The organism is Alcanivorax sp. HI0044, assembly GCF_001634945.1.
In genome coordinates this window covers 1-6,560 of sequence record NZ_LWEZ01000837.1, presented here as the reverse complement: position 1 = coordinate 6,560, position 6,560 = coordinate 1, and the positions used below count along the sequence as shown (strand labels likewise).

The following is a 6,560-nucleotide window of genomic DNA, read 5'->3' as shown; positions in this document are numbered from 1 at the left end:
TGCGTTTTGAATGAGAGGGGCTGCAAGCAACATGCAGCATGCAGCACGCTACACGCAAAAAAAGGGACGCCGAAGCGTCCCTTTTTTGCGTGCAAGCCTGTTGCATGCAGCATGATGCGTCTCTTAATCCACATCTGCCGGGTAAACACCGTTCTCGTCGTGCACTTCCTTGCCGCTCAGGGGCGGAGTGAAAGCACAGGCGACGACCATGTCTTCGTTTTCGCCACCGTAGAGGTAATGCTCGTCGTGCTCGTCGAGCAGGTAGATGGTGCCCGGAGTCAGGTCGTAGACCTTGCCGTCATCCAGGGTCTCGATCTTGCCGCTACCGGAAATCACGTAGACGGATTCCCAGTGGTTGGCGTATTTGATATGGGTCTTGGTGCCTTTGAAGATGGTGGTGATGTTGAACGAGTGCCCCATCTTGTCTTCTTTGAGAGACAGGCGAACAGACTGCCAGTTGCCGTTTTCGGCTTTGACACAGCGGTCAGACTTCTCGGCTTCAGCCAGAGTGCGAACGATCATGGATAACTCCTGAGCTAAAAATCGGGGGAGGGAGAAATAACGCTCCCCCACTCTCGCGAAAAAGGAGGCGGGGGAGCGGGAACCGCCGTGTTAGGCAGTGATGCTGGCCACGGAGTGAGCTTCGCCGCGCTTGATGCGGTCGGTCATCACTTCTTCTACGCTTTCCTTGACGATCTCAAGGGCGCGAACCAGGTCCTCTTCGCTGATGGTCAGCGGGCAAAGGGTCTTGATCACCTGATCATCGGCGCCGGAGGTTTCAATCACCAGCTGACGCTTGAAGCAGGCTTTGGTGATTTCGCCAGCGACTTCGCCATCGCGGGCGACCAGGCCCTGCATCATGCCGCGGCCGTTTAGGTAGAACCAGTGGCTGTCGTAGCTGTTGGCAATCTCGCGGAAGTGGTCGGTAATGATGTCCGCTTTCTTCTGCACTTCCTTGGCGAATTTGTCATCGCGCCAGTAGTGGTTCAGCGCTGCAGCGGCGGTTACGAAAGCCAGGTTGTGGCCACGGAAGGTGCCGTTGTGCTCGCCGGGTTTCCACTGATCCAGTTCCGGCTTCAGTAGCACCATGGCGAAAGGCAGGCCATAGCCGCTCAGGGACTTGGATAGGGTGATGATGTCCGGGCTGATGCCGATGTCATCAAAGCTGAAGAAGGTGCCGGTACGACCACAGCCGGCCTGGATGTCATCCAGGATCAGCAGCATGTCGTGCTTGCGACACACTTTTTCCAGGTTGCGCAACCAGTCGAAGCTGGCTGCGTTGATGCCGCCTTCGCCCTGTACAGTTTCAACGATGACGGCCGCAGGATGGTCAACGCCGCTGGAGGAATCGCCCAGTACCTTGTCCAGGTATTCGGTGGTGTCGAATGCATCACCCAGATAGCCGTCGTACGGCATGGGGGTGACACCGCCCATGGTCACGCCAGCGACGCCACGGTGGTGGCTGTTACCGGTGGCGGCCAACGCGCCCAGGCTTACACCGTGGAAGCCGTTGGTGAAGCTGATGATGTTTTCACGGCCTTTGATGTTACGGGCAATTTTCAATGCCGCTTCCACCGCGTTGGTGCCGGTGGGGCCGGTGAACTGCATCACGTGATCCATATCGCGCGGCTTCAGAATCGTTTCATAGAAGGCATCCATGAACTCACGTTTGGCAGCGGTGTGCATGTCCAGGCCGTGAACGATGCCGTCGCGCTGGATGTATTCCAGCAGCTTTTCTTTCAGGACCGGGTTGTTGTGGCCGTAGTTCAGGGTGCCTGCACCGGCCAGGAAGTCGATGTATTCCTTGCCATTTTCGTCGTACAGATAGCTGCCTTTGGCCTGATCGAATACCACCGGAAAGCTACGTGCATAGCTCATTACTTCCGATTCGTGGCTTTCAAAAATGTCTGTATCCATGGTTTCTGTACTCATGATTCCTGGTCCTCGCTTGAATTAGGGTTGCTGGTTCGGGGTGCGTTTACGCGTCGTCGCGATTGAACGGGCCGATACGTAGCAGGTATTCGTCGTTATGTTCGCCGGCAAAGTGAATGCGCGAATCGAACAGAATAAATTCTTCCGTGGGCATGCTGCGCTGGTAGGCGAAGCTGCGGAACATGCCCCAGGAGGCTTCGTTGTCCGGGGTGATGGTGGTCTCAATGAACTGAACATCGGTGCTTTCTTCGCGCTCGATCAGTTCGGCCAGCATGCGCTTGGCCAGGCCCTTGCCCCGGGCTTTTTCGTGCACCGCTACCTGCCAGACAAACAGGACATTTTGCTGCTTGGGCGGGATGTAGCCGGAAATAAAGCCGACCAGGTCCCCGTCCATTTCTGCCGCCACTGAGGTGTCGGCAAAGTGGGTGCACTGCAGCAAGTTACAGTAGACGGAGTTCTCGTCCAGAGGCTTGCACTCGCTGATCAGTTTGTGAACCCGGCTACCGTCCTGGCTTTCAGGTTTACGAAAGGTGATGTCATCCGATTTGTCGGTGGATGAATCCGTTTTTTTCGCATCGTCTGCTGACATGGTTTCACTTATGGTCCGTTTTGGAGAAAGAGTTTGCGTCCCGGCGGCTGTTCATTTCTACCGCCGGTTGCGCGCGATCAATGGCCCCCAGATCCAGTACCGGCGAGGCGTCGATATCGCCGGCATTCATCATTGCCGCAACCCGCTGCAGGGAGCTAAGAATTAAAGATTGCTCCCAATCCTCAAGGCGGTCAAAGCGTTCGATGAATTCGTCCTGGAGCGGGGTGGGGGCCTTCTCGATGATATCCAGGCCGGCGGAGGTCAGGTGGGCATAAACACGGCGTTTATCCTGCTCGCCACGCTTGCGGCCCAGTAGCTCCCGCTTTTCCAGACGGTCGAGAATGGTGGTGACGGTGGCCTGGCTCAGTGATACCTCGTTGGCCAGATCCCCCATGGTCATCTCACCGTGCGCCGCAATCGCCTGCATGATGAGAAGCTGGGGCGATGTCAGGCCGGATACCTTGCTCAGCTTGCGTGAGTAGAGGTCCGTGGCGCGAATGATCTGTCGTAATGCGATTAGCACGTCTTCGTGTCTGGCCATTGCCGAAAATTCTCTTGATAACAAAGTAATGTGACCGAAATTAGACATGGTTTGTCTGCAATCACCTTTGAGATGTAAAGATTCTATCTCCATCAAAACAGGGCAATGGCGAGTAATCCCTTGCGATAAGTGGTAGGCTATCTTAGAGATAAAACATTTAGATGTCAAAATAAATACCGGGCGGTGACGGTGTTGTGACCGGCTATATCGTCTGCATTCCTTGCTCTGCGGGGGTTTACGACCTGCCAGGGTGAAAGGCTCGCAGTTTCGACAATCGCACATGTTTTGTGTCACAAAGGACTTCTCCAGTTCCCGAATCCGGGGGCTGTTTTTCGTCGTCGTGTTTATAGGCGTTGCCATGATGATTGATTCCTTTCTTCTCGTACTTTCCTGGCTGGATCGCACTCTGGGGGTGATTGAGCGCGTCATTATCGGCGGCTGCATTCTGGCCATGGCCCTGTTGATGAGTGGCCATGTGGTGGGGCAGACCCTGTTTGATGAAGGGATTCCCGGTACCTATGAAGTGGTGAAAATGCTGATCGTGGTACTGACCTTCGTGGGGCTGGGCTACGCGGCCCGCCACGCCCGTCACATCCGCATGTCCGCCATCTATGAACAGCTCAATGGCAAGGCCCGCAAGGGGCTGCAGATGTTGATTTGCCTGGGAACGGCGACGCTGATGTTTTATTTCGCCTGGAAATCCGGTCAGTACGTCTTTGATATTCAGGAGCGTGGCCGGGTGAGTGCGTCACTGCAGGTGCCCATGTGGCTGGTCTACCTGGCACTGCCTGCGGGGTTCAGCATGGCTGGCATCCAGTACCTGCTGACCTTTACCCGCAATGCGGTATCCAAGGGTGTCTGGCGGTCGTTCAACGAAGAAGAAAGCTATGAAGCGGTGCCGCTGGAGGCGGCGGCTGTGGATGATCAGGATGGCCAGCGCTGATGCGTAGCCGGTTTTTTGCTATGAGTGCTGCTGAATGAGGGGGTTGTCGCTGTGTTAATCATTCTGGCTGTGATCATGCTGGTGTTGCTGATGATGGGGTACCCCATGATGGTGCCGCTGGCGGTGGGGACATTGTTCATGATGTTCACCGGGCTGACTTTCTTCGGCCCGGACCAGGCTATCACCTGGATGGTCAATGGTGTCGGTAGCTGGGTGTTGGCGGCAGTGCCCATGTTTATCTTTGCTGCGGATATTCTCACCAAGGGCCATACCGCCAACCGGTTGCTGGACCTGGTGGATGCCTTTACCCGGCATCTGCGCGGCGGTTTGCCGATCACCACCGCGGCGTCCTGTGCGGTGTTTGGCGCGGTGTCCGGTTCCACCCAGGCCACGGTGGTGGCCATGGGTGGCCCCATGCGCCCGCGCCTGCTGTCCAAGGGCTATTCCGACAGTTTTGCGCTGGCGTTAATCATCAATGCCAGTGATATCGCGCTGCTGATCCCCCCCAGTATTGGGTTTATCGTTTATGGCGTGGTGATGAAAACCTCCATCGGCGACCTCTTCCTGGCAGGTATCCTGCCGGGCCTGCTGGTGCTGCTGATGTTCTCCGTCTACTGCTGGATTGGCGCCCGGGTCAAAGGGATTGAGCCAGAGGAGCGGGCCAGCTGGGGGGTACGCTTCAAGGCCATGCGGGGGGCGATCTTGCCGCTGGGCTTCCCGATTCTGGTGGTCGGCGGTATTTATGGCGGGCTGTTCAGTGCGGTGGAAGCGTCGGCCATCGCGGTGGCGTATGCCTTGCTGCTGGAAGTGGTGATTTTCCGCAAGGTCAGCGTGAAGGACCTGGGGGGGCTGGCGTTGTCCTCCGGGATGATCACTGCGGTGGTCTTTATCCTGGTGGCCATTGGCGCGGCGTTTTCCCACACTTTGGGGACTGCCGGGATTCCCGAGAAACTGCTGGGGCCTGCCATTGAATCCATTGGCCAGAATCAGGTGGCGGCGCTGGCGCTGATCGCCGTGGCATTCTTTATTGGCTGCATGTTTGTGGACCCCATCGTGGTGATCCTGATTCTGGTGCCGATCTTCAAGCCGCTGATCGAATCCGCCAACCTGGACCCGATTCACGTGGGCGTGATCGTTACCCTGCAGGCGGCTATTGGTTCCGCCACGCCGCCGTTCGGGTGCGATATTTTCACCGCCATTGCGGTGTTCCGTCGCCCCTATCTGGATGTGATTCGGGGTACGCCGCCGTTTATCTTTATGCTGCTGATCGCCACCTTCATTCTGATTCTGTTTCCGCAGATATCACTGTGGTTGCCTGCGTTGGGTGGGTGATCTGCGCTAGACGCTAGCAGGGTCGAGGTCCGTGTTGCGGGCAGACCGGCACAAAAAAGCCCGGCCAATTGGCCCACTGCTGTCCCACAGTTGAGGGACAAATGAAAAAGCCTGAACCGAACTGGTTACAATGATTCTGCGAGGAAAACATTGTGATCAGGGAGGTTCAGGCTTTGTCACATCATAACACCGCCTTTCACCAACTGCTCAAACCGGTTTCGAGACATGATTTTGAGAGGCTGGCCAAAGAGCATCATCACGGGCAAAAACTGAGATCCGCCACGCGCTGGGATCAATTCATTGGCATGGCCATGTCTCAGCTTTCCGGCCGTCAGAGCCTGCGCGATATCCAGTCGAACCTGGAGAGCCAAAAGCATAAGCTTTTCCACCTTGGCGCCAAACCCGTTGCCCGTTCTACCTTGGCAAGGCTCAATGAGAAGCAGCCGGCGGAGCTCTACGAAGCGCTGTTCTACAAGCTGCTCCAGCGCTGCAGAAATAGCCCCAGCTCCCATAAGTTCCGCTTCAAGAACCCTCTCTACTCACTGGATGCGAGTGCCATCAACCTGTCCCTCAAGCTGTTTCCCTGGGCTGCCCACCGGCCGGATACCTGCAACGTGAAGCTGAGTGTCGGACTCAACCATGGCACCCATGTGCCAGAACGCTATGGGGGACATCCATGGCGATGGCGAGCATCTGCTTGTCTTTGTCGGCAAAAGCAGAAGCTCGCCCCGACTGATCAATCCTGATCCGTCAGCGCGCCTTCGCTGGCGGAACCGACCAGCCGTGCGTACTTGGCCAACACCCCACGGGTATAACGTGGCGTCGGCTGCTGCCAATTGGCACGGCGGCGTGCCAGCTCTGCATCGGAGAGGTCCACAACCAGGGTGTTCTCCTGCGCATCAATGGTGATCAGGTCGCCGTCTTCCAGTAGCGCCAGCGGACCGCCATCGAAGGCTTCCGGGGTCACGTGGCCGACCACGAAACCATGGCTGCCGCCGGAGAAGCGGCCATCGGTAATCAGCGCCACCTCATTACCCAAGCCTCGCCCCATGATGGCGGAGGTGGGGGTGAGCATTTCACGCATGCCCGGCCCACCGCGGGGGCCTTCATAGCGAATCACTACCACGTCGCCAGACACTACCGTGCCGTCGTTAATCCGTTGCTGGGCTTCTTCTTCCGAACCGAACACCCGTGCCGGGCCGGAAAAGTGGGTGCCTTCCTTG

Annotated in this window: 7 protein-coding genes and 1 pseudogene; 3 read left to right on the top strand and 5 right to left on the bottom strand. The window is 57.1% G+C overall.

The genetic code is table 11. The features are described 5' to 3' along the window. Positions 1-123: 123 nt before the first annotated feature. The 4 genes from A3730_RS09885 to A3730_RS09870 form a co-directional block, all read right to left on the bottom strand. Complete coding sequence (locus tag A3730_RS09885) at positions 124-522, bottom strand: ectoine synthase (RefSeq protein ID WP_007149683.1); 399 nt, start codon at positions 520-522, stop codon at positions 124-126. 90 nt (positions 523-612) lie between these two features. Then, positions 613-1,917 (bottom strand): diaminobutyrate--2-oxoglutarate transaminase, encoded by a 1,305-nt coding sequence (gene ectB, locus A3730_RS09880; protein WP_063519886.1) that lies wholly within the window; start codon positions 1,915-1,917, stop codon positions 613-615. Between the two features lie 61 nt (positions 1,918-1,978). Further along, entirely contained in the window at positions 1,979-2,521 is a 543-nt protein-coding gene (gene ectA, locus A3730_RS09875) for a diaminobutyrate acetyltransferase (RefSeq protein WP_063519883.1), read from the bottom strand. 4 nt (positions 2,522-2,525) lie between these two features. Further along, complete coding sequence (locus A3730_RS09870) at positions 2,526-3,062, bottom strand: MarR family winged helix-turn-helix transcriptional regulator (protein ID WP_063519882.1); 537 nt, start codon at positions 3,060-3,062, stop codon at positions 2,526-2,528. Positions 3,063-3,420: 358 nt separating this feature from the next. On the opposite strand from A3730_RS09870, the gene A3730_RS09865 reads away from it, so the two are divergent. The 3 genes and pseudogenes from A3730_RS09865 to A3730_RS29640 form a co-directional block, all read left to right on the top strand. Beyond that, entirely contained in the window at positions 3,421-4,005 is a 585-nt protein-coding gene (locus tag A3730_RS09865; RefSeq protein ID WP_063519881.1) for a TRAP transporter small permease, read from the top strand. Between the two features lie 51 nt (positions 4,006-4,056). Then, positions 4,057-5,337 carry a TRAP transporter large permease gene (locus A3730_RS09860; RefSeq protein ID WP_063519880.1) on the top strand — a complete coding sequence of 427 codons (1,281 nt, stop codon included), beginning with the start codon at positions 4,057-4,059 and terminating at the stop codon, positions 5,335-5,337. A gap of 173 nt (positions 5,338-5,510) precedes the next feature. Continuing rightward, positions 5,511-5,996 (top strand): annotated as a pseudogene (locus tag A3730_RS29640) (DUF4372 domain-containing protein); the annotation flags it as partial. 77 nt (positions 5,997-6,073) lie between these two features. On the opposite strand, the gene A3730_RS09850 reads toward A3730_RS29640, so the two are convergent. Beyond that, the coding region (locus tag A3730_RS09850) for a dihydroxy-acid dehydratase (protein WP_197477411.1) at positions 6,074-6,560 on the bottom strand (487 nt) is incomplete at its 5' end.